The following is a 22,931-nucleotide window of genomic DNA, read 5'->3' on the forward strand; positions in this document are numbered from 1 at the left end:
AGCCCGCCTTCATCCGCGGACCCTGTCTGCCGGACCGAGATTTTATTTGTCTGCCCGTCTCCCTTTCGAGGTGCGCGGCGGGCGGCCAAAGGAGAGTTCAACCTGGTACAGATTTTCGTTCGCGATAATAACGTCGATCAAGCGCTCAAGGCCCTCAAGAAAAAAATGCAGCGCGAAGGCAGCTTCCGCGAGATGAAGCGCCACGTGCACTACGAGAAGCCCTCGGAGAAGCGCGCCCGCCAGAAGGCCGAGGCCGTGCGCCGCGCCCGCAAGCTGGCCCGCAAGCGCATGCAGCGCGAAGGCCTGCTGCCGCCGCCGAAGCCCCGGGTTCCGGGCGTGGGCGGCCCGAGCCGCGGCTAAACCCCGGTCGACACCGAACGAACAGATCAAGGGCCGCCCCGGAAAACCGGAGCGGCCCTTTTCTTGCCTTGCTATCGTCATCCTCCGGCGAGCGTAGCGAGACCGGGGGACCCAGCGGCGCCGAAGGCGATCTGTTCAGGCAGGCTGTAGCGAACAACGGCGCTCCCGGCAGGATCGCGCTCGCGCGCGCCTCCCCCGGTCCGAGCTTCGCTCGGCCGAAGGATGACGATGGGTCCCCCGGTCTGCGCCGCGAAGAAGCGGCTTGCCGGAGGATGACGACAGCTTGTGCCCTATTTTCCTCCGCCCCGGATCGCGCCCGCAAAGCTCTTCCAGCTCAGCTTCACGTCGGACAGCGCGCCCGCCCGGAACGCCCGGCCGGCGATCCAGACCATGAACAGGGCGAAGGCGAACATGCCCGCCATGGTGCCGACGACCTCGATCATCGGCGGCTCGGACGGCGCCCGGGCGCTCATCAGGAAGGGGGTGAAGAACGGCACCCACGACAGGATCTGCACAAGCGGCGCGTCGGGAGTCCGCAAGGCCATCTGCATGACCAGCAGGGGAACGACCAGGATCATCATGATCGGCCCCATCAGGGTCTGGGCGTCGCGCGGAGTCTCGCAGAAGGCGCCTATGGCCGCGAACAGCACGGCGTACATCAGATAGCCGCCGATGGCGTAGGCCGCGAAATAGCCGAGCATCCCGCCTTCCAGCAGCACCTCGCCGATCATGCCCGCGTACTGCGGCAGGCCCGTCATCAGACCGATCGCCCCGATCCCGCCCCAGACCAGCAGGACTGTGGTGGTCAGCATGGCCACGCCCAGAACCTTTCCGGTCAGGATTTCGGTCGCCGAGGCCGAGGACAGCAGGACCTCAAGGATCTTGTTCGCCTTCTCCTCCATCACGCTGTTCAGCAGGATGGAGGCGCCGGTGATGATGAGCGACCAGAGCAGGAAACCCGACATAAGGCCGATGATGCCGGGCAGCTGGTCACGGAACGACACCTCCCCTCCCGTCGCGGACTTCGGCGACAGAGCCGTCACCGTCGGACGGAACCGTTCGGTCTCCTCGACCACGACCGGGTTGATCCCGGCCTGCTCAAAGACCTCACGCCGGTTGGCCCCCTTCAGGGCGTCGCGAACAAAGTCCTCGACGGTGTCGTCCGTGGCCCGACGGGTCCAGACGCGGGCCGTGGGCTTGCCGTCGATGCGGTTCAGCAGAACCACCGAATCCAGCTGGTCGGCCTCGGAGACATCATCTCCGAGATAGCGTCGCGCCAGCGCCTCGCGCGGCTGGCCCGGCCCGGCCGCGACCAGCTCCGCCGGCGCGGCCACGATCCGCAGACGCAACCCGCCCAGCCGGTTCAGAGCCTCTCCGGCGGCGGACGCGCCCGCCTTGCCGCCCTGCTTCTCAGCCATCGCAGCGGCTTCCTGCTGCCGGACTTCGCGCCGTTCACGCTCACGCCGAACAGCGTCCTGGACGGCCGCGGCCAGCCCCTCGGCCTGCGGACCTTCTTCCAGCACGACGACGTCGCGCGCCGGTTCTGAAGACATCATCAGGGCGGGCAAGGCGCCGCCTAGCACGCCGAAAATCGGCAGGGCCAGAAGCGACAGCCAGAAGCCCACCGTCTTGGCGTAGGCGGCGTACTCACGCCGCGCGATCAGCAGGATGCGTTTCATCGGGCGGCCTCCGCGCCGGTCTTCACCGACTGGTCGATATCGGGATTGTCGCCGGTCAAGCCGATAAAGGCGTCGTGGAGGCTGGGTTCGCGCAGCTCGAACCGACGCACATCCAGCCCGCCGAGGAAGGCGGCCTTGAGGGCGTCCTGACCCCGACCGCCCTGACCCAGCGCCGCCTTGAGGACGCGCACCCCGTCATGCTCGGACACCACCTCGACTGCGCTGACGCCGGGCAGGCCCGCGGCCTGTTCCGGCGCAATGGCGCCTTCCAGTTCCAGGAACCGCGGCGTTGTCGACCGGGCCTCGTTCACCGTGCCTTCGAAGGCCTTCTGACCCCGGGCCAACAGCACGACCTTGTCGCACAGCCGCTCGGCATGCTGCATCACATGGGTCGAGAACAACACCGTCGCCCCGTCCGTCGCCAGTTGGCGGATAACCGCCTCCAGCCCCTGCTGGTTGACCGGGTCCAGTCCCGAGAACGGCTCGTCGAGAATGACGAACTCGGGCCGGTGCACCACCGACGCGATCAGCTGGACCTTCTGGGCCATCCCCTTGGACAGCTCCTTCATCTTCTTGTTCCTGGACGCGCCCAGCCCCTGGGCGTCCAGCATTTCGCGCGCGCGCCTGCGGCCTTCGCCGGTCGGCAGGCCCTTCAGGGCGCCGAAGAAGGCGATGGCGTCCACCGGCGTCATCTTCTTGTAGAGACCGCGTTCCTCCGGAAGAAAGCCGATCCGGTCACGCACCTTGCGGCCGTCATCGGCCCCGAGAATGCCGATTCGGCCCGAGGTCACTCCCTGCAGCCCAAGGATCATGCGGATGGTCGAGGTCTTGCCGGCCCCGTTCGGGCCCAGGAAGCCGCAGATGGTGCCCTTCTCGACCTGAAAGCTCAGATCGCGCACGGCCTGGAAGTCGCCGTACCGTTTGCTCACCCCTTCGAGCGTCAACGCCGCCGCCATGATCTCTCCCCTGCCCGTCTCTGTTCCACTCAGGACTAGGTGTGTAAAGGACGTTTGACAAGCGGTCTCGCACCCCCGATGCCCCGTTGTCATCATTTCCGTGTCATGTTCGCCGACACGAGTCGCGCGTCCGATGAAAGCGTGAATGCCCTACGAAGTCTCTCCCTCACCCGTGGCTCTCCAGGCCGGATCACGCCTGTGGACGGCCGGCGCCAGCACGGGGATCGCCATCGCGGTGCTCGTCGCTCTGGCCGTCTATCAACCCGGCATGGCCCCCTGGCTGCTCGGGGGCGCGGCCCTGATCGGCCTCTCGGCCTGGATTCTGAATCGAAGTCCGCCTGCCTCGGCCCGGTCGACCGACGCGCCCGGCCTCGCTCCGTCCGAGGGGCCGCTGGAAGCCGAAGCGACCCTGCTGGAGAGCGTTTTCGAGGCCCTGGCCGACCCTGTCCTCGTGGTTTCGGGCGGCGAGGCCGACGACATCGCCGGGCGTCGCATCGTCCTGGCCAACGCCGCCGCCCGCGACCTGCTGCGCATCCAGCGCGAAGGCGGGCTGCTGGTCCCGGTGTTGCGCGACCCGGCGGTGCTGGAGGCGGTGGACGAAGCCCTGTTCGGCGGCCTGACCCGCACCACCGACTACGCCGGCGTCGGCGCCCAGACGCGGCACTGGCGGGCGGTGACCCAGCCCCTCGCGCAGGCGCAGTCAGGACCGCTGGCTCTCGTCATCCTGCGCGACGAGACCGACGTGCGCCGCATGGAGCTGATGCGCGTCGATTTCCTGGCCAACGCCAGCCACGAACTGAAGACGCCGCTGGCCTCCCTTTCCGGCTTCATCGAGACGCTGAAGGGCCACGCCCGCGACGACCCCAAGGCGCGTGACCGCTTCCTCGACATCATGGCCACCCAGGCCGACCGGATGAGCCGGCTGGTCTCCGACCTGCTGTCGCTCAGCCGGATCGAGCTGAACGAACACATCCCGCCCGCCGGCCGGGTCGACCTCGCCCGCGCCGCCGCCGATGTGGTCGATGCGGTCAGCGTGCTGTCCGCCGACCGCAACGTCGTCGTCCAGCTGGAAGATCGCGACATCAGCGCGCCCGTAAACGGCGACCGGGACGAGATCCTGCAGGTCGTCCAGAACCTCGTCGACAACGCCATCAAATATTCTCCCGCCAGCGGGACGGTCGAGATCCTGATCCGGCCCGACATCGCCCTGGACGAGGCCGCAGCCCCCTGGTCTGGCGGCAATCGCGGCGACGGGGCGACCCGGCTGCCATTGGTCACCCCGGACCGCGAGACAGGCCAGCGCTTCGCCGCCGTCACCGTGCGCGACCACGGCCCGGGCATGGCGCGCGAGCACCTGCCGCGCCTGACCGAACGCTTCTATCGCGTCGAGGGCCAGAAGAGCGGCGAACGCCAGGGCACCGGCCTGGGTCTCGCCATCGTCAAACATATCGTCAACCGGCACCGCGGCGGGCTGACGGTCGAGAGCGCGCCGGGGCAGGGTGCGGCCTTCACCGCCTACTTCCCGGTCGCCCCGCGCCGTGACGCCGTGACGCCTTCGTGACACGAGGCCCGCCCGAGGCCTCACAGCGTAACAGAACTGTCATGGCGCCGTCGTAATCCGCTGACCATTCCGGGGCAGTTATCGCCCCGGGGCGAACCGGGCGACCGGGCGGCCCGATTCTGCTCTCCCGGACGTCCATGACCTGGCTTTTCCTGCCGATCCTGATCGCCGCAGCCGTCGCCGCCTATGTCGGCGGCCGGACGATGGCGCGTCGGCGCGGCCTGGCTCTGCCCGCCGGAGAACGGTCCCATTCCCGTCCGGGCCAGCACGGCGCCTACGCCCTGATCTGGACCACGGTCCCGGCCCTGATCGTGCTGATGGCGGCCTCTGTCTTCTCGCCCGATATCGAGCAGCAACTGACCGCCTCTGGCGCGCCCGAGGCAGTGCAGCAGCTTGAACCATTCCGCCGCGAGGCCTTCTTCGCGGACGCCCGCGCCGTGGGCGACGGCAGGGCCGCGGTGCAGATCTGGCCCGCGCCCTACGCCGAGCTCCTGCCGGCTGAGGGCCGTCGCGCCGCCCGCATCGGCCAGATGCTGGACCTCGGCGGCATCGTGGGCGCTTCGCTGGCGGCGTTGGCGGGCGCCCTGTTCGTCTTCAGCCAGATCCGCCCCGGCATGCGAGCCCGCAATCGCGTCGAGGGGTGGATCATCGGCCTGATGTTCGCTTGTTCGGCCGTCGCCGTCCTGACCACCGTCGGCATCATCGCCTCGCTGATCTATGATTCATTCCGCTTCTTCGCCTCGGTGCCGATCACCGAATTCCTGTTCGGAACCCAGTGGAGCCCCCAGACCGCGATTCGCGCCGATCAGGTCGGTTCGACCGGCGCCTTCGGCGCCCTGCCCCTGTTCGCAGGCACCTTTCTCATCATGCTGATCGCCATGGCCGTGGCCGCGCCGGTAGGGCTGTTCTCGGCCATCTATCTGTCGGAGTACGCCGGACCGATCTTCCGCGCGACGGTCAAGCCGGTGTTGGAGATCCTCGCCGGGGTGCCGACCGTGGTCTACGGCTTCTTCGCCGCCCTGACCGTCGGCCCGGCCTTCCGCGAATTCTTCAACGGCCTGGGCGCCCTGATGGTCGGCGGGCCGCTGGACGGTCTCGGCCAGTATCTGATGCTGGTCCAGAATCAGATGGCCCTGGTCGCCGGCGCGGTCATGGGCATCATGCTGATCCCCTTCGTGTCATCCCTGTCGGACGACATCATCAACGCCGTGCCGCAGAGCTTGCGCGACGGCTCCTACGCCATGGGCGCGACGAAGTCCGAAACGGTGAAACGCGTTCTGCTGCCCGCGGCCCTGCCCGGCGTCGCCGGCGCCATGCTGCTGGCCATGTCGCGGGCCATCGGCGAGACCATGATCGTCACCATGGCCGCCGGCCTCGCCGCTCGCCTGACCCTGAATCCGCTGGACACCGTCACCACCGTCACGGTCCAGATCGTCACCCTGCTGACCGGCGATCAGGAGTTCAACAGCCCCAAGACCCTGTCCGCCTTCGGCCTCGGCCTGACCCTGTTCCTCGTCACCCTGGCGCTGAACATCGTCGCCCAGCGCATCGTCCAGACCTACCGGCAGCAGTATGACTGAGACGCCCGTCACCTCGAAAATGCGCGCCGAACGCCTGCGAGCCGGGCTCAAGCGCCGATACGCTCGGGAAGGGCGGTTCAAGCTTTACGGCCTGCTGGCCATCGGCGTGGCCGTTGGTTTTCTGCTGCTGCTGCTGGGCCGGATCATCGAACAGGGCCACACGGCCTTCTACACCCACAGCCTGACCGTGCCGGTCTATATGGACCCGGCCCGTATCGACCGCGGCTATCCGCAGGGGACCAATTTCGAACTGCTGGTGGCCGAGCAGCAACTGGTGCGGTTCGGCGTCGCCGACGATGCGCCGGGCACGCAGGCGACCGCCATGCGCGGCCTGTTCTCGTCCGAGCTGAAATACGTCGCCGCCGACCGGATCCGGTCCAATCCCGGCCTGATCGGCCAGACTGTGCCGATCGCGGCCCCCGTGTCCGACGACGCCGACCTGTATCTGAAGGGCGAGATTTCGCGAGACACGCCAGCCGACCAGCGCCGCCTGTCCGATGTCCAGATCGACTGGCTGGACCGGATGAAGGCCTCCGGCCAGGTCGCCGTCCACTTCAACACCGGCCTCTTCACCAGGGGCGACTCCACCGAGCCGGAGCTGGCCGGGGTGCTGGGCGCCGTGGTCGGTTCGGCCCTGATGCTGCTCGTCACCGCCTTCATCGCCATTCCGCTGGGCGTCGGCGCGGCGCTGTACCTCGAGGAGTTCGCGCCTCGTGGACGGATAACCGACCTGATCGAGGTCAATATCAACAACCTCGCCGCCGTGCCCTCGATCATCTACGGCCTGCTGGGTCTGGCCCTGTTCATCAACTGGATGCACCTGCCGCGCGCCAGCCCGCTGGTCGGAGGTCTGGTCCTCGCCCTGATGGCCCTGCCGACCATCATCATCGCCACCCGCTCCTCGCTGAAGGCCGTGCCGCCCTCAATCCGCGAGGCGGCCCTGGCCATGGGCGCGTCCAAGACCCAGACGGTGTTCCAGCACACCCTGCCTCTGGCCATGCCCGGTGTGATGACCGGCGCGATCATCTCCATGGCCCACGCCCTTGGCGAGACGGCTCCGTTGCTGCTGATCGGCATGGTCAGCTTTATCCCGGGCATTCCCGCCGCGATCGGCGAACCCAGCGGGGCCCTGCCTTCGCTGGTCTATATCTGGGAGAACGCCTCGGAGCGCGCCTTCCACGAACGGACGGCCGCGGCCATCCTCGTCCTCCTCGCCTTCATGATCGTCATGAACGCCGGCGCCATTTTTCTGCGGCGGCGGTTTGAACGCCGGTGGTAAGAAAATGAAGTTCAACCTCTTTCGCGCACCGGACGGATCGGAGGGCGGGGGCTCAGGCCCCGACACGCCCGTGATCGCCGCTCCGCCGGTGGTGCACAGTTCCGCGCCCATGGGACCGACCAAGATCGCCGCCCGCGACGTCTCGGTCTTCTATGGCGACAAACAGGCGCTCTACGACGTCTCGCTGGATATTCCGGACAAGACGGTCACCGCCCTGATCGGTCCTTCCGGCTGCGGCAAGTCGACCTTCCTGCGGACCATGAACCGCATGAACGACACCATCCCCGGCGCCCGCGTTGTCGGTCGGATCGAGATGGACGGCGAGGACATCAATGCGAAGTCCGTCGATCCCGTCCTGCTGCGCGCCCGTGTCGGCATGGTGTTCCAGAAGCCCAATCCCTTCCCCAAGACCATCTACGAGAACGTCGCCTACGGCCCGCGCATCCACGGTCTGGCCGCTTCGAAATCCGAGCTGGACGGCGTGGTCGAGGCCTCGCTGAAGCGCGCCGGCCTGTGGGAAGAGGTCGCCGACCGCCTGCACTCTCCCGGCACCGGCCTTTCGGGCGGACAGCAGCAGCGGCTGGTCATCGCCCGCGCCATCGCCGTGGAGCCTGAAGTCATCTTGATGGATGAGCCCTGCTCGGCCCTGGACCCCATCGCGACGGCCAAGATCGAGGAGCTGATCGATGAACTGCGCGAACGCTACTGCATCGTGATCGTCACCCATTCCATGGCCCAGGCCGCCCGGGTCAGCCAGCGCACCGCCTTCTTCCACATGGGCAGGCTGGTCGAGACTGGCGACACCGAAGACATCTTCACCAATCCCCGCGAGCGGCGCACGCTCGACTACATCACCGGCCGTTTCGGCTAGGACCGCCCGCATGCCCCAGCACACCGTCAAGGCCTATGGCGACGAACTGAACCAGCTGACCGCCGAGGTCGCCCGCATGGGCGGCCTGGCCGAGGCCCAGGTCGCCGACGCCGTCGATTCCGTGGCCCGCCGCGATGTCGCCCTTGCCCGCGCCGTGGTTGATCGCGACGCCCGGCTCGACGCCATGCACCGCGACATCGAGCGCAAGGCCATTCGCCTGATCGCCCTGCGCCAACCGGTCGCCTCGGACCTGCGCCGCACCCTGGCCGCGATGAAGCTGGCCGTCGATCTGGAGCGCACCGGCGACCTGGCCAAGAACATCGCCAAGCGGGGCCTGATCCTCGCCGAGGGCGAGCCGATGCAACCCCTGACCCGTTCGATCGAGCGGATGGGCAAGCTGGTCTCCATGCGGCTGCGTGACGTGCTGGACGCCTACGCCGCCGCCGAGATCGACCGGGCCATCGCCGTCTGGAACACCGACGACGAGGTCGACGAGCACTACAACGCCCTGTTTCGCGAGTTGCTGACCTATATGATGGGCGATCCGCGCACGATCACCGCCGGGACCCACCTGCTGTTCATGGCCAAGAACCTCGAGCGGATCGGCGACCACGCCACCAACATCGCCGAAACCATCTACTACGAGATCACCGGCCAGGAGTTCGCGGGCGAGCGCCCGCGCTGGAACCCCGACGCCGCCGAAACCGCTCCCGAACCGCTGTCGCCCGCCTGAACCGGAGACCACGCCCGTGCAGCCCTATGTGTTGGTCATGGAAGACGAGGACGCTCTGGCGACCCTCCTGTCCTACAACCTTGAGAAGGAAGGCTATCGCGTCGTCGTCGCCTCCGACGGCGAAGAGGGTATGCTGCAGATCGAGGAGCGTCTGCCGGACCTGGTGCTGCTGGACTGGATGCTGCCCAAACTGTCGGGGATCGAGGTTTGCCGCCGCATCCGTGGCAAGTCCGAGACGCGCAACATGCCGATCATCATGCTGACCGCGCGGGGCGAGGAAAGCGACCGCATCCGCGGTCTGGACACCGGCGCCGATGACTATCTGACCAAGCCCTTCTCGATGAGCGAGCTGATCGCCCGCATCCGCGCCGTGCTGCGCCGCATCCGGCCCGGACTGGCCGACGACCGGCTCAATCATGGCGACATCGTCATCGACCGCGTCGCGCATCGCGTCCGCCGCTCAGGCCAGGAAATCCACCTCGGCCCCACCGAATTCCGTCTGCTGGACCACCTGATGCAGCACCCGGGCCGGGTGTTCAGCCGCGAGCAACTGCTCGACGCCGTCTGGGGCTCGGACGTCTATGTCGAGGCGCGGACGGTGGACGTCCACGTCGGCCGCCTCCGCAAGGCCCTGAACGTCGAGGGCACGGTGAATCCGATCCGGACGGTGCGCTCGGCGGGGTATTCGCTCGATCTGGGGGGCTGAACTCAGACATCAGGCGGCGCGGCAGACAAAATTGCAACACTCGAGCACGACGTCGAGGAATAGCGGATCCCTCTGGCAACGATGTCGGCCTGACGCCCGTTGCCTATATTCGGTCGGCGCCACCGACTACGACCTTGTACATTCGGCGTCCGCAAAAGCTCACGATGCACGCCCTCCTTGCAAAGTCCGACGAAATACTGGTCTCGGCCCTGCGGTGGCTGGATCAGGGGGAAGCCGCGCTGCACGAGGCCCTCGAGGCGCTCCCCGTGCCGATCTACATGACCGACCCGGACGGACTGGTGTCGTTCTTCAACGCGGCCTGTGTCGGGTTCGCCGGACGACTCCCGGCGGTCGGCAAGGACCGCTGGTGCGTCACCTGGAAACTGTACACGGAAACGGGCGACTTCCTGCCGCACCACGAATGTCCAATGGCGATGGCGATCGCCTCCCGGGATCGAATCCGGGGCGTTTGCGCGGTCGCTGAGCGACCAGACGGAACGCGGGTGGTCTTCACGCCCTTTCCAACCCCCATCCTGGACAGCGACGGCGTTCTCATCGGGGCCATCAATCTGCTGCTCGACGTCACGGATATTCGGCAGATCGCGGAACTTCAGACCCAGGCCCAACGGTGCCGCCGGCTCATCGCCGGATTGACCGATCCGCAGACGATCCACGCCCTGCGGACTTTTGCCGAGGAGTGCGAGGCCAAGGCGGCCGAACTTGAGGCAGGCCTGCCGCTGTTGCGAGCGCCGGCCGCCGCCTGACGTTGCGGGACGCCGGGTCGAACATTCCCGCCTTCACACCGACTGACAAGCCGCTAGAGTCCATCCCTCAGTTCAGGGAGCCCCCCATGCGCCGTCGCACCTTCCTTACAACCCTGCCCGCCGGAGCGCTGTTGGCCGGAACAACCGCCGCGACTGCCGTGAGCGCGCCCTCTCCCGCCGCCGCCCGTCCCCGCCAGACCACTCCCGCCGATCCCTTCGCCGGCGTCGGCCCCGGCAACCGCAACAGCGGGGTCCAGTTCGTCGGCCGTTCGACCGTCTGGGGCCAGCACGGCGCCGCCGCCACGGCCCATCCGCGCGCCACCCTGATCGGCATCGACACCCTGAGGCGCGGCGGCTCGGCCATCGATGCGGCCATCGCCATCAACGCCGCCCTCGGCTTCCTCGAGCCCACCGCCAACGGCATCGGCGGCGACGCCTTCTGCATGATGTGGGACCCGGCCCAGCGAAAGGTCGTCGGCTTCAACGGTTCGGGAAACAGCCCGCGCGGCCTGTCGCTGGAGACGGCGCGGTCGAAGAAGGCCGAGGACGGCTACCTGCCCCCCTATGGCGCGGTCACGGTCAATGTTCCCGGCACGGTCGACGCCTGGTGGAGCGCGCATCAGCGCTACGGCAAGCTGCCGTGGAGGGACGTTCTGCTGCCGGTGGCCGAGCTGTGCGAGGAGGGCGTGCCCATGCCCCAGCTGATCGCCTGGTACCTCGAGCGCAACATGGCCAATTTCGATCGCCGCTCCGCGATCATCGAGGAGAACGACAACCGCAAGAAGGTCTATGCCCGCGACGGCCGCACCCCGGCGGTCGGCGAGGTCTTCGCCAACCCCGACCTGGGCCGCACCTACCGCCTGATCGCCGAGGGCGGCCGCGACGCCTTCTATGACGGCCCGATCGCCGACCACATCGAACGCTATTTCCGCCGCATCGGCGGCTGGCTGACTCGCGCCGACATGGCCCCGCACCGCACCGAATGGGTCGAGCCGATCCGCACCGGTTACCGCGGCGTCGAGGTCTATGGCCTCGGCCCCAACACCCAGGGCCTGTCGACCAATCAGATCCTCAATATCTGTGAACAGTTCGACCTCAAGGGCATGGGCTTCCAGTCCGCCGCCTCGATCCACCATCAGGCCGAGGCCAAGCGGCTGGCCTTCGAGGACCGGGCGAAATGGTTCGCCGACGAGCGCTTCAGCCGCACCCCGGTCGAATATCTGAACTCCAAGGCCTACGCCGCCGAGCGCGCGCGGCTGATCCGTCCCGACCGGGTCATGGACCGCGCCTTCCCCGGTGACGCGCCGACGCAAGGCGACACCACCTATTTCAGCGTCGCCGACAAGGACGGCATGATGGTCAGCTGGATCCAGTCCAACTATCGCGGCATGGGCTCGGGTCTGGTGTCCGACGGCCCCGACGGCGCCACCCTCGGCTTCATGTTCCAGGACCGCGGCGAACTGTTCAATCTCACCGACGGCCACCCCAACGTCTATGCGCCGGGCAAGCGGCCCTTCCACACCATCATCCCCGGCTTCGCCTGCAAGGACGGAGAGCCGTGGATGGCCTATGGCGTCATGGGCGGCGGCATGCAGCCGCAGGGCCAGGCCCAGATCATCATCAACATGGTCGACTACGGCCTCGACCCGCAGGAGGCCGGCGACGCCCCGCGCTGGCAGCATGAGGGTTCCTCCGAACCGACCGGCCATCCCGCCGAGGGCGTCGGCGTGCTGCATCTGGAAACCGGCGTCCCAGCGGCCTCGAAGGCGCAGTTGGAAGCCATGGGCTGGACGCTGGGCGGCCCCAACGGCGGCTTCGGCGGCTATCAGAATGTGGTGCGGCAGGCGAACGCGCGCGGGCCGTGGACCTATGGCGCGGCGTCGGAGATGCGCAAGGATGGGCTCGCGCTGGCCTATTGAGATCCCACCAGACAGCGATCCGCCTCCCGCGGGACAGCCCCGGGGAGGCGGTACGATACTTCACCACGGCCGCCGTCAGCGGAAGGTGCGGCTGGTGGCCGAGCCCCGCATGAAGGCCAGGATGTCGGCGTTCTCGATCCGCAGCTGATTGTTGGCCGCGTTCGAGTCGTCGTTGCAGTTGTTGCCGTCGATATAGATGTCGGGATCGTAGCTGATCGAGACGTCGACATGGCCGCCGAACTCGAAATCATCGAAGGCGTTGTTGATGTAGGGCGACGAGAAGCGGAGCATGGTTCCGCCCGCCGCCGCGCTGCCCGGCATGACCTGATGATTGCGGTACGTCCGGCCGGTGTTGCCGTTGTGGGCCGCCAGGTGAACGCCCTGCTGACGCGGTCCCGAACTCCAGGCGCTGCGGCCCTGGTTGACGATCTCGTAGCTGACGCTGACCTGACCGCGACGGCTGCCCTTGGTCAGGGTCACGCTGGCGACGGCGGGATTGACCTGACAGCGCGCTGTTACACCCGGAAGGATGCGCGGCATGGCGCCGGCCGGCAGCCGCGGGGCGGCCTGTATTCCGGACGGCAGACGATCCTGCGCCACGGCGGCGCCGGAGACGGTCAAGGCGAAGGCGCAGACGGCGCCGATTGAAAGGGTATTCATGGCAGTTGCTCCTCTTGGGTCCTGAATGGCCCGAAGCGAGGAGTAAACCGCGTTCGATGAACGTCGTCGGGAGCGCCGCGTTGTGGCGCGTTCATGTTCGCAATGAGGCGAGAAAGCGTCGTCCGTCAGGCCGCCGCGATCTCGTCCGGCTCGAGCTCATAGACCGTTGCGCAGTATTCGCAGGTCACCCGGATCTTGCCGTCGGCCTCGACCATGTCGGCCCGCTCGGCCGGATCGAACGACGTCAGCATCCCCGCGATCCGCTCGTGCGAACAGCGGCATTGCGCCACCAGCGCCCGGGCGTCCTCCAGCCGTACGCCATCCTCGTGGAACAGCCGGAACAGCAGGATCTCGGGCGTGATGGTCGGGTCCAGCAACTCGTCGTCGGCGAGGGTCTGGAACAGAGCCCGCGACCGGTCCCAGACCTCCTCGGTCGAGCCGCGCACATCGTCGCCGGCGATCAGCTGGATCAGCGCCCCGCCGGCGCGCCAGCCGACGCCCGCGTCGGTGACCACCGACCCGACCGCCAGCCGCACCTTCGTCGGGATCTGTTCGGACTGCTGGAAATAGTGCTCGGCCGCCAGCGACAGGCTCTCACCCTCGATCGGGGTGATGCCCTGGGTGCGCTCGAAATCCGGTCCGCGATCCAGGGTCATGACGAACACCCCCTGCCCCAGCAGCGAGCGCGCGCCCGGCCGGGCGAAACCCTGGGACGCCGCGGCGACCTCGTCCTCGTCGAAGCGGCAATAGCCGCGCATATGACCGTCGGTGTCGTAGTCGGCGACGACATAGCGCACCGGCCCGTCGCCCTGCGCCTGAACGATCAGCCGGCCTTCGAACTTCAGGCTGGAACCGACCAGGGCCGCCAAGGCGCAGGCCTCGCCCAGCAGGGCCGCCACCGGCTCCGGATAAGCATGGGCCGACAGGATGGCGTCGATGGTCTCGCCCAGCCGCACGATCCGGCCGCGCACGGGCCAGCCCTCGATCTGGAAGGCGGCGGCCAGGTCGTCGACGGGCGCGGCGGCTGTATCGTGCGCGTGATCGGTCACGGGCGGTCCTCGGAAAACGGCAAGAGACTGGAAGCGCCGTCAGATAGGCGTCCATATCGCGAATGGTAAGGCCTGCGTGCTACAGCAGGAACCGGCGGGGTTTCGGTCCCGTTCCAGCAGCCCGATACGAACACACCGACCCGGCGGTTTCATGACCAAAGCGACGCTCAAACCCCTGGACGAACAGTCCATCGTCATCACCGGCGCCACCTCGGGCATCGGGCTGGCGACGGCGCGGCGCGCGGCGCGGGCGGGGGCCTGCGTCTTCCTGATCGCGCGCGGCGAAGGCGACCTGAAGACCCTCACCGAAGAACTGCAGGCCACGGGCGCCCGCGCGGCCTGGGCTGTCGCCGACGTGGCCGACCATGCGGCGCTGTCCGTGGCGGCGGAGAAATGCGTGCGGCTGTTCGGCGGCTTCGACACTTGGGTCAACAACGCCGGCGTCTCGATCTACGGAGCCATCAGCGTGACCTCTCTCGACGACCAGCGGCGGCTGTTCGAGACCAACTACTGGGGCGTGGTCAACGGCTCGCTGGTGGCGGCTGAACATCTGCGGCTCCGCGAGGGCGGCGGGGCTATCATCAATGTCGGCTCGATCCTTTCGGACGCGCCCCTGCCCATCCAGGGCGTCTATTCGGCCTCCAAACATGCGGTGAAGGGCTTCACCAATGCGTTGCGCATGGAGCTGATGCGCGAACAGGCCCCGATCACCGTCAGCCTGGTCAAGCCGGCCGCGGTCGACAGCCCCTACAGCAAGCACGCGCGCAACCTGACCGGCTACGCGACCCAGAACCCCCAGCCGGTCTATGCGACCCATGTCGTGGCCGACACCATCCTGTATTGCGCCAGCCACCCGATCCGCGAAATCACCGTCGGCGGCGGCGGGCGGCTGATCGCCAGCTTCTATTCCGTCCTGCCCGGTCTGGCGGAACCACTTTTCGCCCGGTTCGCTCCTTCCCTGATGCGGGACAGGAGTTCCGCCTATGAGCCGTACGACGACGGGCTGTACGACCCGAGCGAAGACGGCCTCGCCGAAGAGGTTCACTATCCCATGGTCCGCCAGTTCTCCGCCCTCGCAGAAGTCCGCAAACACCCCGGCATCGCCAGCGGCGTCGTCGCCGTCCTCGCGGGCATCGGCATCGCCGCCCTGCTGCTGAGCCAGCGCAGCGGCCCGACCCGGTATGAGCGCCTGCGGGGCCGGATCGACCCGCGCGGCTGGATTGATGCCGGCGCCCTGCGCGATCGCTTCGGCGATCTGGCCGAGACCGTCCGACACAGCCTGTCCGAAGCGGGCGAGCGAGCCTCCGACCTCGGCGGCGACGCCCGTCATCGCGGCGAGCAAATCCTCCACGACGCGCAACATTCCTCACGCAAGGCGTTGAAGAAACACGGCAAGACCGCTCAGCGATATGCCCATGACGCGGGCGCCTACGCCAAGGACCACGCCAAGGAAGGCGGCGCCCTGCTGGCTCTCGCGACGATCGCCGCCGCCATCGGCGCCGCCGCCCTCGATGTCCGCCGTCCCGACAGCCGCATTCGCAGCCTCGGCAAGTTCTAGAGTCGCACCACTCTCTTATTGCTGCAACTGCGAAGGTCGGCCAAGGTCGGAGCATGGCTGACTCGACCACCTACGTCTTCGATTTCGACTCGACCCTCGTGCGTATCGAGACGCTGGAGGCGTTGGCCGACATAGCCCTCGCCGGCGCGCCGGACGCCACGGCGATCCGGGCCCGGGTCTCCGCCCTGACCGATCAGGCCATGGCCGGCGATCTGCCCTTCGGCGAGGCCCTGCATCGCCGTCTGGCCCTGCTGCCCCTGACCCGGGACCATGTCGCCGAACTGGCCGGTCGCATCCTCGACGAGGGCACGCCGTCGGTGCGCCGCAACCTGCGCTTCTTCCGCGAGAACGCGGGGCGGATTGTCATTCTTTCGGGTGGATTTCGCGAGGTCATCGCCCCCCTCGCCGTTCATCTTCACGTCCCGTCCGAGCGGGTGTTGTGCAACGACCTCGTCTATGACGCCGAAGGCCGCGTGACCGGCGTCGACGAAACCAATCCCCTGTCCCGGGCCGGCGGCAAGCCCGCCGTCATCCGCGCGCTCGGCCTGACCGGGCCCGTGGTCATGATCGGCGACGGCTGGACCGACGCAGAGGTGAAGCTGGATGGCGCGGCCGACCGCTTCCACGCTTTCACCGAGATCGTCCGCCGCGAGCGGGTGGTCGCCGCCGCTGACGCCGTGTCGCCGTCGATGGACGAATTCCTGCACGCCGAGGGTCTGTCCGGCCGCTGGTCCTACCCCCGGAGCCGCATCCGCATCCTGCTGCTCGAGAACATCCACCCCGCCGCCGTCGAACGGCTGGAGGAGGCCGGCTATTCGGTCGAATCGCTCAAGGGCGCGCTGGACGAGGACGCCCTGATTGAGGCCGTGCGGGGCGTCCATGTGCTGGGCGTCCGTTCCAAGACCCAGGTCAGCGCCCGCGTTCTGGAAGCCGCCGACCGGCTGATGGCCGTCGCCGCCTTCTGCATCGGGACCAACCAGATCGATCTCGACGCCGCCGCCGGCCGCGGCGTGGCGGTGTTCAACGCCCCCTATTCCAACACCCGTTCGGTGGTCGAACTGGCGGTCGGCCTGACCATCGCCCTAATGCGCGACGTCGCCGACAAGTCCGCCGCCATGCACCGGGGCGAGTGGAACAAGTCCGCGACCGGCTCGCGTGAGCTGCGCGGCAAGACCCTGGGCATCGTCGGCTACGGCGCCATCGGCTCGCAGCTGTCGGTGCTGGCCGAAGGGCTGGGCATGCGGGTGGTCTTCCATGATCTGACCGAACGCCTGGCGCTCGGCAACGCCCGCCGGATGAGCTCGCTCGACGCCCTGCTGGCCGAGAGCGACGTGGTCAGCCTCCATGTCGACGGGCGCACGACCAACACCGCCCTGATCGACGCCGCCCGACTGTCGCGCATGAAGCCGGGGGCCCTGCTGCTGAACCTGTCGCGCGGCCATGTGGTCGATGTCGGAGCCCTGGCCCAGGCGCTGGGATCGGGCCGTATCGGGGGCGCCGCCGTCGACGTCTTCCCCGAGGAGCCGGCCACCAACGCCGATCCGTTCGACAGCCCCCTGCGCGGCCTGCCCAATGTCATCCTGACCCCGCACATCGGCGGATCCACCGAAGAGGCCCAGGAAGCCATCGGCGCCTTCGCCGCCGAGCGTCTGCTGGCCTATCTGAACCGGGGCGACACCACCTTCTGCGTCAACCTGCCCAATGTGCAGCTGGCCGAGGTCGACGGCGCCCATCGCATCCTGCACATCCACCGCAATCAGCCGGGGGTGCTGGCCGAGCTGAACCGCGCCCTCGCGGCCGCCGGTCTGAACATCCTCGGCCAGCATCTGAAGACCGACGAGCACACCGGCTATGTCATAACCGACGTCGACCGGGACTACGATCCGGAGGCCCTGCAGAGCCTGCGCAGTGTGGCCGGAACGCTTCGGTTCCGGATGTTGCACTAGAAACCTTCCCCGGCGGCATCTTGCGCGCCCGCCAAACGCGCGCACAGTGTTCCGCAACGGTCGCATGATGACGGCCGAGGGAGGATCATCGATGTCTCGTTTCCTGTGCAACGCGGCGCTTGCCGTACTGACTGTGGCCGCCGCCGGCGGTGTCGCCTCGGCCGCCAGCGCCCAGACCTACAGCCGCCTGGTGGTATTCGGCGACAGCCTGAGCGACAACGGCAACCTGTACGCCGCCACCGGCAATACCAGCCCGACTTCACCACCCTATTTCCAGGGACGGTTCTCAAACGGCCCGGTGTTCACTGAACTGCTCGGCTTCAATGCCGGACGTTCGGCGGCCGGCGCATCCGTGACCGGGAGCATCAACTACGCCTACGGCGGCGCGCGGACCGATTCATCAGCCTTCCCTCCCGGCATGCGCAATCAGCTGCTGGGCTATACGGGCGCCGGCGGCACCTTCCGCTCCACGGACCTGGTCAGCATCCTCGGCGGCGCCAACAACATCTTCCAGGGCCTGCCCGCGGCCGGCGCCTCTGCGAACCCGACCGGAACCATAACCCCTGTTGTTCAGGCAGCGGCGGCTGACATCAATTTCCTCGTCAACAGCGTCGCCGGCGCCGGCGCGGGCACCATTCTGGTCGGCAACCTGCCCAGCCTCGGGATCACACCGCAGTTCCGCGGCACCGCCGCCGCTCCGCTCGCCGATTTTGCCGGCACCTCGTTTAACAGCGCCCTGCTGAGTGGGCTGATGGCCACGGCCGCCGCGCGACCGGGGTCCAACATCATCCTGTTCGATCTGTACAAGATCGGCGCTACGCTGGCCGCCAATCCGGCGGCCTTCGGCCTGACCAATGCGACCGACGCCTGCTTCAACGGCATCACGGCCTGCGCGACCCCGAACACCTACCTGTACTGGGACGGCGTACACCCGACGGCGGCCGGCCACCAACTGATCGCCCGACTGGCCAACGACTACCTCTACTATGGCGACATCGGCGCCCAATCGACCGTCCAGGCCGAAACCGGCTTCCGCCAGCGTGAGGATCTGCTGGATCTCGCCAGCGAGGGGATGTCCGGCCGCGCCGACTGGCAGGCCGGCACCAACCTGACCTTTGGCGCCATCGCCGACAGCGTCGAGACAGACGCCCGCGGCTCCGTGGCCGCCGCCGACGCCACCGGCTGGGGCGGACGGGTCGGGCTGGACCACGTCATGTCGCCCAATGCGCGCTTCGGCTTCGCCGGGACGTTCCGGACCGCCGAGGTTGAGGCCGGGGCCATGGCCTTCGACGTCGAGACCTATGCCTTCGACATCTACGGCGGCTGGCGCTCGGGCGGCCATTTCGTCAACGCCACGGTGGGCGGTTCGGTCGACCACTATGACGACATCACCCGCGTGACCTCCCTGGCGCCGATCATCCATACCGGCGAGACGACCGGCGGCAGCGTCGGCGCCCGCCTCCAGGGCGGCTTCTGGATGGACATGGGCGGCATCGGCCTGTCGCCCCGCGTCGCGGTCAACTACGTCTCGACCGACGTCAACGGCTATATCGAACAGGGCCCGGCGGCCCAGTACAGCTACCAGGACCGCACGGTCCAGGCCGCCAGCGGCGAGTTCACGCTGCGGGCCGAAGGCGGCGGCGAAGGCATGAGCTTCTTCGTCGAGGGCGGCTATCGCGACAGCTTCGGCGACGGCAGCGACGCAGTTCGCACAGGCATCGCCGCCAACCCGGCCCAGATTCTGGCCCGCCAGATCGATGATCCGTTCGGCGGCTCGCTGATCGCCTCGGCGGGCATCGAGGCCGACATGGGGCCAGTAAAGATGACCTTCGGCTACCGCGGCCGCTTCGGCGACACCGCCAACAGCCATGTGGGCGCTCTCACCTTCAGCCTGCCGCTCCAATAGCGGCTCACTCCCGCTAACGAAGCAGGGCGCGCGGCTTTCGGGTCGCGCGCCTTTTCGTTCCCGGCCTGCGACGACCTGCCGCCCCTGCCCGCCCCAAAGCAGCCCCATGGAGTCTTAGAACGGCGCTCTTCCGGTCGCTGGCCGCAGTGTGTCGCTCGTTGCGGCCGCCGGCGCCCCCTCCCGCTCGTTTGAGCCGAAGACGGAGCTGACGCCGCCATGCGACGCCTGTTGCCGACCGCCCGGTCGTTTCTCATCCATTCAGGCCAGGCCGCCAGCCTTGCCGGCGTCGCCGTACTGGCGATGGCCGCCGCGCCCCTGACCGCCCCCCCTGACTCCGCCCCGGTCGAAGCCCTCGCGGTGCCTGAAGCGCCGCCGATGACCGCCGTGGCCGAACCGGCGGGGCCGGTCACGCGGCTGATCTCCTTCGAGGCGCCGGTGCGGAACTATGAAATCAACTCGCCGTTCGGCCTGCGCCGCCTGCCGGGACAGGCCGCCCGAAACCACGCGGGTGTCGACATCGCCGCCCCGCGCGGCACCGGCGTCTATGTCTCGGCCGAGGGTTCGGTCTTGCGCACCGGCTATGAGCCCGCCGGCTACGGCCGATTCGTCGAGATTCGCCACCCGAACGGCATGACCACCCTGTACGGCCACCTCAGCCGTCTGGACGTGGCTTCCGGCGATTCCGTCGAGGCCGGTGCGCGTATCGGTCTGGTCGGCTCAACCGGCCGTTCGACCGGCCCTCACCTGCATTTCGAGGTGCGTCGCGGGGAACGCCAGGTCAATCCGGTCAAGGTCATGGGCCGCGCCTTCGAAGTCGTCGTGGCCGCCTGACGACAAGCGTGGCTGTCGCCCACGGTTTCTTCACCCCTTGGCTCCAGAATGGCCATTCGAAGGGGGCGTCTTGGACCGGATTCTCTACTGCATCGCGTTTGAACACGACTGGCGCTGGACGCTGGCCGCCGGTTTGACCTGCGTGATCGGTATCGGCACGGCTCTGCGTCTGCTGGTCGAGGCGAAGGAGATGTCCGGCCGCCGACGCCGCCACACGTCTTTGCTGGCGGCCTTCGTCGCCGGGCTGGCGATATTCTCGACCCATTTCCTGGCCATGCAAGGCTATCAGCCGGGTGGCGAGATCCGCTACGGCGTCTGGATGACCATTGGCTCGTTCGCCACGGTTCTGGTCAGTTTCGCGGTGGCCGCCGCCATCGGCATGACGCTACCGGGGCGGGTGCACCGCGCCCTTGGCGGAGTGCTGGCCATGGCCGGCGTGTCCGCCATGCATTTCGTGGGCATAGCGGCGATCGAGATGTCCGGCGCGATAAGCTGGCGGCCGGAGCTGGTTGTTGTCGCCGTCGCTGCAGGGATGACCATCGCCGGTCTGGCGGGGGCCTTCGTCTACGGCCCCGATCTGAAGCGGCTGATCGCCACCACGATATTGGGCGCCGTTGCGGTGGTCGTGCTGCACTTCACGTCCATGAGCGCCATGACGATCAGCCCTCAATCCGCAGCGCTGACAGGCGCGACCGTCTCGGGAACCGTCATGACGGGCGTCATCATCACCATGGTGGCGGGAATCGTGGGCATCGCCTGCATCGTCGCCTGGACGGGCTGGGTCAGCCGATCGAGCGCCGTGGGCCAAATCCGCGAGGCGATCGACGCCATGCCCGACGGCCTGGCCTTCTACGACGCCGACGATCGACTGGTGCTGTGGAACCACCGCTATGCCGAGATGAATCCCGAACTGGCCTCGACGCTGAAGGCCGGCATGACCTTCCGGGAGATCATCCGGATCGGTCTGGAGGAGGGTCTCTACGCTGACGCGCAGGGACGACAGGCCGAATGGATTCAGGAACGTCTCGACTCCCGTCGGGCCCTGACCACCACCATGGAACAGCGGATCGCGGGGGACCGGTGGCTGAGGGTCTCCGACCGCCGTACGGCGGCCGGCGGCATCGTCACCGTCTGCACCGACATCACCGACCTGAAGAACGACGCCCGCGCCCTGGCCGAGGCGCGCGACGTCGCCCAGTCAGCCAACAGCGCCAAGAGCCAGTTCCTGGCGAATATGAGCCACGAAATCCGCACGCCCCTGAACGGCGTCATCGGCATAGCCCAGGCGCTGGCCAAAACCTCCCTGTCGGCCCAGCAGGAAGAGATGCTGGAGCTGATCCAGTCCTCCGGCCTCACGCTACAGGTTTTGCTCAGCGACATCCTCGACCTCGCCCGGGTCGAATCCGGTCGTCTGGAACTCGCCAACGACGCCTTTCATCTCGGACAAGCCGTCCGCGAGGCGGCGCAACTCTATGAGACCTCCGCGGAGGCGAAAGGGCTGCAGTTCTTCGTCGAAATCGCCCCTGAAGCGGACCGCTGGATCCTCGGCGACGTGGTTCGCATCAAGCAGATTCTGACCAACCTCGTGTCCAACGCGGTCAAATTCACAGGAACCGGCTTCGTCAGCCTGACCGCCGCCCCCGGACCGGACCGGGCCGGCTCGCCTACGCTGCGTTTCTCGATCGAGGACACCGGCATCGGCTTCGACAGCGACACCCGCGAGCGCCTGTTCAGCCGTTTCGAACAGGCCGACGGCGCCATCACGCGCCGCTTCGGAGGGTCCGGCCTGGGCCTCGCCATCTCACGCCAGCTGGCCGAGTTGATGGGCGGCGATCTGGACTGCGAAAGCGAGCCGAGCGGCGGATCGGCCTTCATCCTGACCATCCCCTTCAACGCCGCCGAAGCGCCGGTCGCGGCGCCCGGCGTGGTCCTCCAATCGGCGGACGACGAAGCCGCCATCATCCGCGTGCTGCTGGCCGACGACCATCCGGTGAACCGGAAGGTCGTCGAGATGATCCTGGCCCAGGCGAACGTCGAACTGACCTCGGTCGAGAACGGCGCCGAGGCGGTTCGGGCCTGCCGCGACGGCGACTTCGACATCGTGCTTATGGACATGCAGATGCCGGTCATGGACGGCCTGACGGCGACCCGCGAGATCCGGCTGAACGAGGCGGCCATGGGTCTGGCCCGCACGCCCATCGTCATGCTCACCGCCAATGCCCTCGCCGAACATATCGCCTCGGCCGAGGCCGCGGGCGCGGACCGCCATCTGGCCAAGCCGTTCGACGCCGCCGAACTGCTCGAACTGGTGGCGACACTGCCCCATGCCGCGGCGGCTTCGCTCGCGGCCTAGCAGCAGCCCTATTCGTAGCCGTGCGCGGCCTCGTTGATGACCTGGGAGGGCATCCGCGAGAAGTCGACGCTGACCGGCTGGGCCGCCTTGGCGCGGAAGGTCTTGATGACGTGTTCGAGGCGACGACGCGCCTCGCGCTCGGCCTCGGTCCCCGGGTCCAGATTCAGCGGGGCGAGGCAGAAATCGATGATGGCCGTGGGGCTGTTCAGGGGTTGCATGA

19 protein-coding genes are annotated in these 22,931 nt (G+C 68.0%); 14 read left to right on the forward strand and 5 right to left on the reverse strand.

Translation table 11 applies throughout. The features are described 5' to 3' along the window. Positions 1-102 precede the first annotated feature (102 nt). Positions 103-360: a 30S ribosomal protein S21 gene (gene rpsU, locus ACTIEW_RS13665; protein ID WP_056621430.1), complete on the forward strand. Its 258-nt coding sequence runs from the start codon at positions 103-105 to the stop codon at positions 358-360. Positions 361-650: 290 nt separating this feature from the next. On the opposite strand, the gene ACTIEW_RS13670 is transcribed toward rpsU, so the two are convergent. Further along, positions 651-2,039: an ABC transporter permease gene (locus tag ACTIEW_RS13670; protein WP_439478454.1), complete on the reverse strand. Its 1,389-nt coding sequence runs from the start codon at positions 2,037-2,039 to the stop codon at positions 651-653. Beyond that, entirely contained in the window at positions 2,036-2,995 is a 960-nt protein-coding gene (locus ACTIEW_RS13675) for an ABC transporter ATP-binding protein (RefSeq protein WP_439478455.1), read from the reverse strand. The genes ACTIEW_RS13670 and ACTIEW_RS13675 overlap by 4 nt, the downstream gene beginning before the upstream one ends. 145 nt (positions 2,996-3,140) lie before the next feature. Between ACTIEW_RS13675 and ACTIEW_RS13680 the strand changes: the two genes are divergently transcribed. The 8 genes from ACTIEW_RS13680 to ACTIEW_RS13715 all read left to right on the forward strand — a co-directional run bounded on the left by ACTIEW_RS13680 (position 3,141) and on the right by ACTIEW_RS13715 (position 12,408). Next, a complete protein-coding gene (locus tag ACTIEW_RS13680) occupies positions 3,141-4,556 on the forward strand; it encodes a sensor histidine kinase (protein WP_439478456.1) in 1,416 nt (471 codons plus the stop codon). Between the two features lie 137 nt (positions 4,557-4,693). After that, entirely contained in the window at positions 4,694-6,136 is a 1,443-nt protein-coding gene (gene pstC / locus ACTIEW_RS13685; protein WP_439478457.1) for a phosphate ABC transporter permease subunit PstC, read from the forward strand. After that, positions 6,129-7,415 (forward strand): phosphate ABC transporter permease PstA, encoded by a 1,287-nt coding sequence (gene pstA, locus ACTIEW_RS13690; RefSeq protein ID WP_439478458.1) that lies wholly within the window; start codon positions 6,129-6,131, stop codon positions 7,413-7,415. The genes pstC and pstA overlap by 8 nt, the downstream gene beginning before the upstream one ends. Positions 7,416-7,419: 4 nt before the next feature. Further along, positions 7,420-8,286, forward strand: a complete 867-nt coding sequence (gene pstB, locus ACTIEW_RS13695; protein WP_439478459.1) for a phosphate ABC transporter ATP-binding protein PstB — start codon at positions 7,420-7,422, stop codon at positions 8,284-8,286. Between the two features lie 10 nt (positions 8,287-8,296). Next, on the forward strand, positions 8,297-9,019 hold the full coding sequence (phoU, locus tag ACTIEW_RS13700) for a phosphate signaling complex protein PhoU (protein ID WP_439478460.1): 723 nt from the start codon (positions 8,297-8,299) through the stop codon (positions 9,017-9,019). A 16-nt stretch (positions 9,020-9,035) separates the two neighbouring features. Then, complete coding sequence (gene phoB, locus ACTIEW_RS13705; RefSeq protein ID WP_292028821.1) at positions 9,036-9,725, forward strand: phosphate regulon transcriptional regulator PhoB; 690 nt, start codon at positions 9,036-9,038, stop codon at positions 9,723-9,725. 164 nt (positions 9,726-9,889) lie between these two features. Then, the gene (locus tag ACTIEW_RS13710; RefSeq protein WP_439478461.1) at positions 9,890-10,489 is read left to right on the forward strand and encodes a PAS domain-containing protein; all 600 of its coding nucleotides are present in this window, start codon (positions 9,890-9,892) and stop codon (positions 10,487-10,489) included. Between the two features lie 86 nt (positions 10,490-10,575). Further along, the gene (locus ACTIEW_RS13715) at positions 10,576-12,408 is read left to right on the forward strand and encodes a gamma-glutamyltransferase family protein (RefSeq protein ID WP_439478462.1); all 1,833 of its coding nucleotides are present in this window, start codon (positions 10,576-10,578) and stop codon (positions 12,406-12,408) included. A 75-nt stretch (positions 12,409-12,483) separates the two neighbouring features. Here ACTIEW_RS13715 and ACTIEW_RS13720 read toward each other — a convergent pair whose 3' ends face one another. Both ACTIEW_RS13720 and ACTIEW_RS13725 read right to left on the reverse strand, forming a co-directional pair. Continuing rightward, the gene (locus ACTIEW_RS13720; RefSeq protein ID WP_439478463.1) at positions 12,484-13,068 is read right to left on the reverse strand and encodes a hypothetical protein; all 585 of its coding nucleotides are present in this window, start codon (positions 13,066-13,068) and stop codon (positions 12,484-12,486) included. A 125-nt stretch (positions 13,069-13,193) separates the two neighbouring features. Further along, positions 13,194-14,117, reverse strand: coding sequence for an Hsp33 family molecular chaperone (locus tag ACTIEW_RS13725; RefSeq protein ID WP_439478464.1), 924 nt, complete (start codon positions 14,115-14,117; stop codon positions 13,194-13,196). Between the two features lie 151 nt (positions 14,118-14,268). Here ACTIEW_RS13725 and ACTIEW_RS13730 point away from each other — a divergent pair, with 151 nt between their 5' ends. The 5 genes from ACTIEW_RS13730 (at position 14,269) to ACTIEW_RS13750 (ending at position 22,711) form a co-directional block, all read left to right on the forward strand. Further along, positions 14,269-15,675, forward strand: a complete 1,407-nt coding sequence (locus tag ACTIEW_RS13730) for an SDR family oxidoreductase (RefSeq protein ID WP_439478465.1) — start codon at positions 14,269-14,271, stop codon at positions 15,673-15,675. Positions 15,676-15,728: 53 nt separating this feature from the next. After that, positions 15,729-17,621: a phosphoglycerate dehydrogenase gene (gene serA / locus ACTIEW_RS13735; protein WP_439478466.1), complete on the forward strand. Its 1,893-nt coding sequence runs from the start codon at positions 15,729-15,731 to the stop codon at positions 17,619-17,621. Positions 17,622-17,712: 91 nt separating this feature from the next. Next, positions 17,713-19,527, forward strand: coding sequence for an autotransporter domain-containing protein (locus ACTIEW_RS13740; RefSeq protein ID WP_439478467.1), 1,815 nt, complete (start codon positions 17,713-17,715; stop codon positions 19,525-19,527). Between the two features lie 216 nt (positions 19,528-19,743). After that, complete coding sequence (locus ACTIEW_RS13745; RefSeq protein ID WP_439478468.1) at positions 19,744-20,358, forward strand: M23 family metallopeptidase; 615 nt, start codon at positions 19,744-19,746, stop codon at positions 20,356-20,358. A gap of 70 nt (positions 20,359-20,428) precedes the next feature. Beyond that, positions 20,429-22,711, forward strand: coding sequence for an ATP-binding protein (locus ACTIEW_RS13750; RefSeq protein ID WP_439478469.1), 2,283 nt, complete (start codon positions 20,429-20,431; stop codon positions 22,709-22,711). An 8-nt stretch (positions 22,712-22,719) separates the two neighbouring features. On the opposite strand, the gene ACTIEW_RS13755 is transcribed toward ACTIEW_RS13750, so the two are convergent. After that, positions 22,720-22,929: a hypothetical protein gene (locus ACTIEW_RS13755; RefSeq protein ID WP_439478470.1), complete on the reverse strand. Its 210-nt coding sequence runs from the start codon at positions 22,927-22,929 to the stop codon at positions 22,720-22,722. Positions 22,930-22,931 lie beyond the last annotated feature (2 nt).

It is taken from the genome of Brevundimonas sp. (assembly GCF_051860745.1).
Lineage (GTDB): Bacteria > Pseudomonadota > Alphaproteobacteria > Caulobacterales > Caulobacteraceae > Brevundimonas.

Bases quoted from the DNA above. Each gene is read 5' to 3' on its own strand.
- ACTIEW_RS13670 (WP_439478454.1), bottom strand. From the start codon at position 2,039: ATGAAACGCATCCTGCTGATCGCGCGGCGTGAGTACGCCGCCTACGCC.
- ACTIEW_RS13675 (WP_439478455.1), bottom strand. From the start codon at position 2,995: ATGGCGGCGGCGTTGACGCTCGAAGGGGTGAGCAAACGGTACGGCGAC.
- ACTIEW_RS13680 (WP_439478456.1), top strand. From the start codon at position 3,141: ATGCCCTACGAAGTCTCTCCCTCACCCGTGGCTCTCCAGGCCGGATCA.
- pstC (WP_439478457.1), top strand. From the start codon at position 4,694: ATGACCTGGCTTTTCCTGCCGATCCTGATCGCCGCAGCCGTCGCCGCC.
- pstA (WP_439478458.1), top strand. From the start codon at position 6,129: ATGACTGAGACGCCCGTCACCTCGAAAATGCGCGCCGAACGCCTGCGA.
- pstB (WP_439478459.1), top strand. From the start codon at position 7,420: ATGAAGTTCAACCTCTTTCGCGCACCGGACGGATCGGAGGGCGGGGGC.
- phoU (WP_439478460.1), top strand. From the start codon at position 8,297: ATGCCCCAGCACACCGTCAAGGCCTATGGCGACGAACTGAACCAGCTG.
- ACTIEW_RS13710 (WP_439478461.1), top strand. From the start codon at position 9,890: ATGCACGCCCTCCTTGCAAAGTCCGACGAAATACTGGTCTCGGCCCTG.
- ACTIEW_RS13715 (WP_439478462.1), top strand. From the start codon at position 10,576: ATGCGCCGTCGCACCTTCCTTACAACCCTGCCCGCCGGAGCGCTGTTG.
- ACTIEW_RS13720 (WP_439478463.1), bottom strand. From the start codon at position 13,068: ATGAATACCCTTTCAATCGGCGCCGTCTGCGCCTTCGCCTTGACCGTC.
- ACTIEW_RS13730 (WP_439478465.1), top strand. From the start codon at position 14,269: ATGACCAAAGCGACGCTCAAACCCCTGGACGAACAGTCCATCGTCATC.
- serA (WP_439478466.1), top strand. From the start codon at position 15,729: ATGGCTGACTCGACCACCTACGTCTTCGATTTCGACTCGACCCTCGTG.
- ACTIEW_RS13740 (WP_439478467.1), top strand. From the start codon at position 17,713: ATGTCTCGTTTCCTGTGCAACGCGGCGCTTGCCGTACTGACTGTGGCC.
- ACTIEW_RS13745 (WP_439478468.1), top strand. From the start codon at position 19,744: ATGCGACGCCTGTTGCCGACCGCCCGGTCGTTTCTCATCCATTCAGGC.
- ACTIEW_RS13755 (WP_439478470.1), bottom strand. From the start codon at position 22,929: ATGCAACCCCTGAACAGCCCCACGGCCATCATCGATTTCTGCCTCGCC.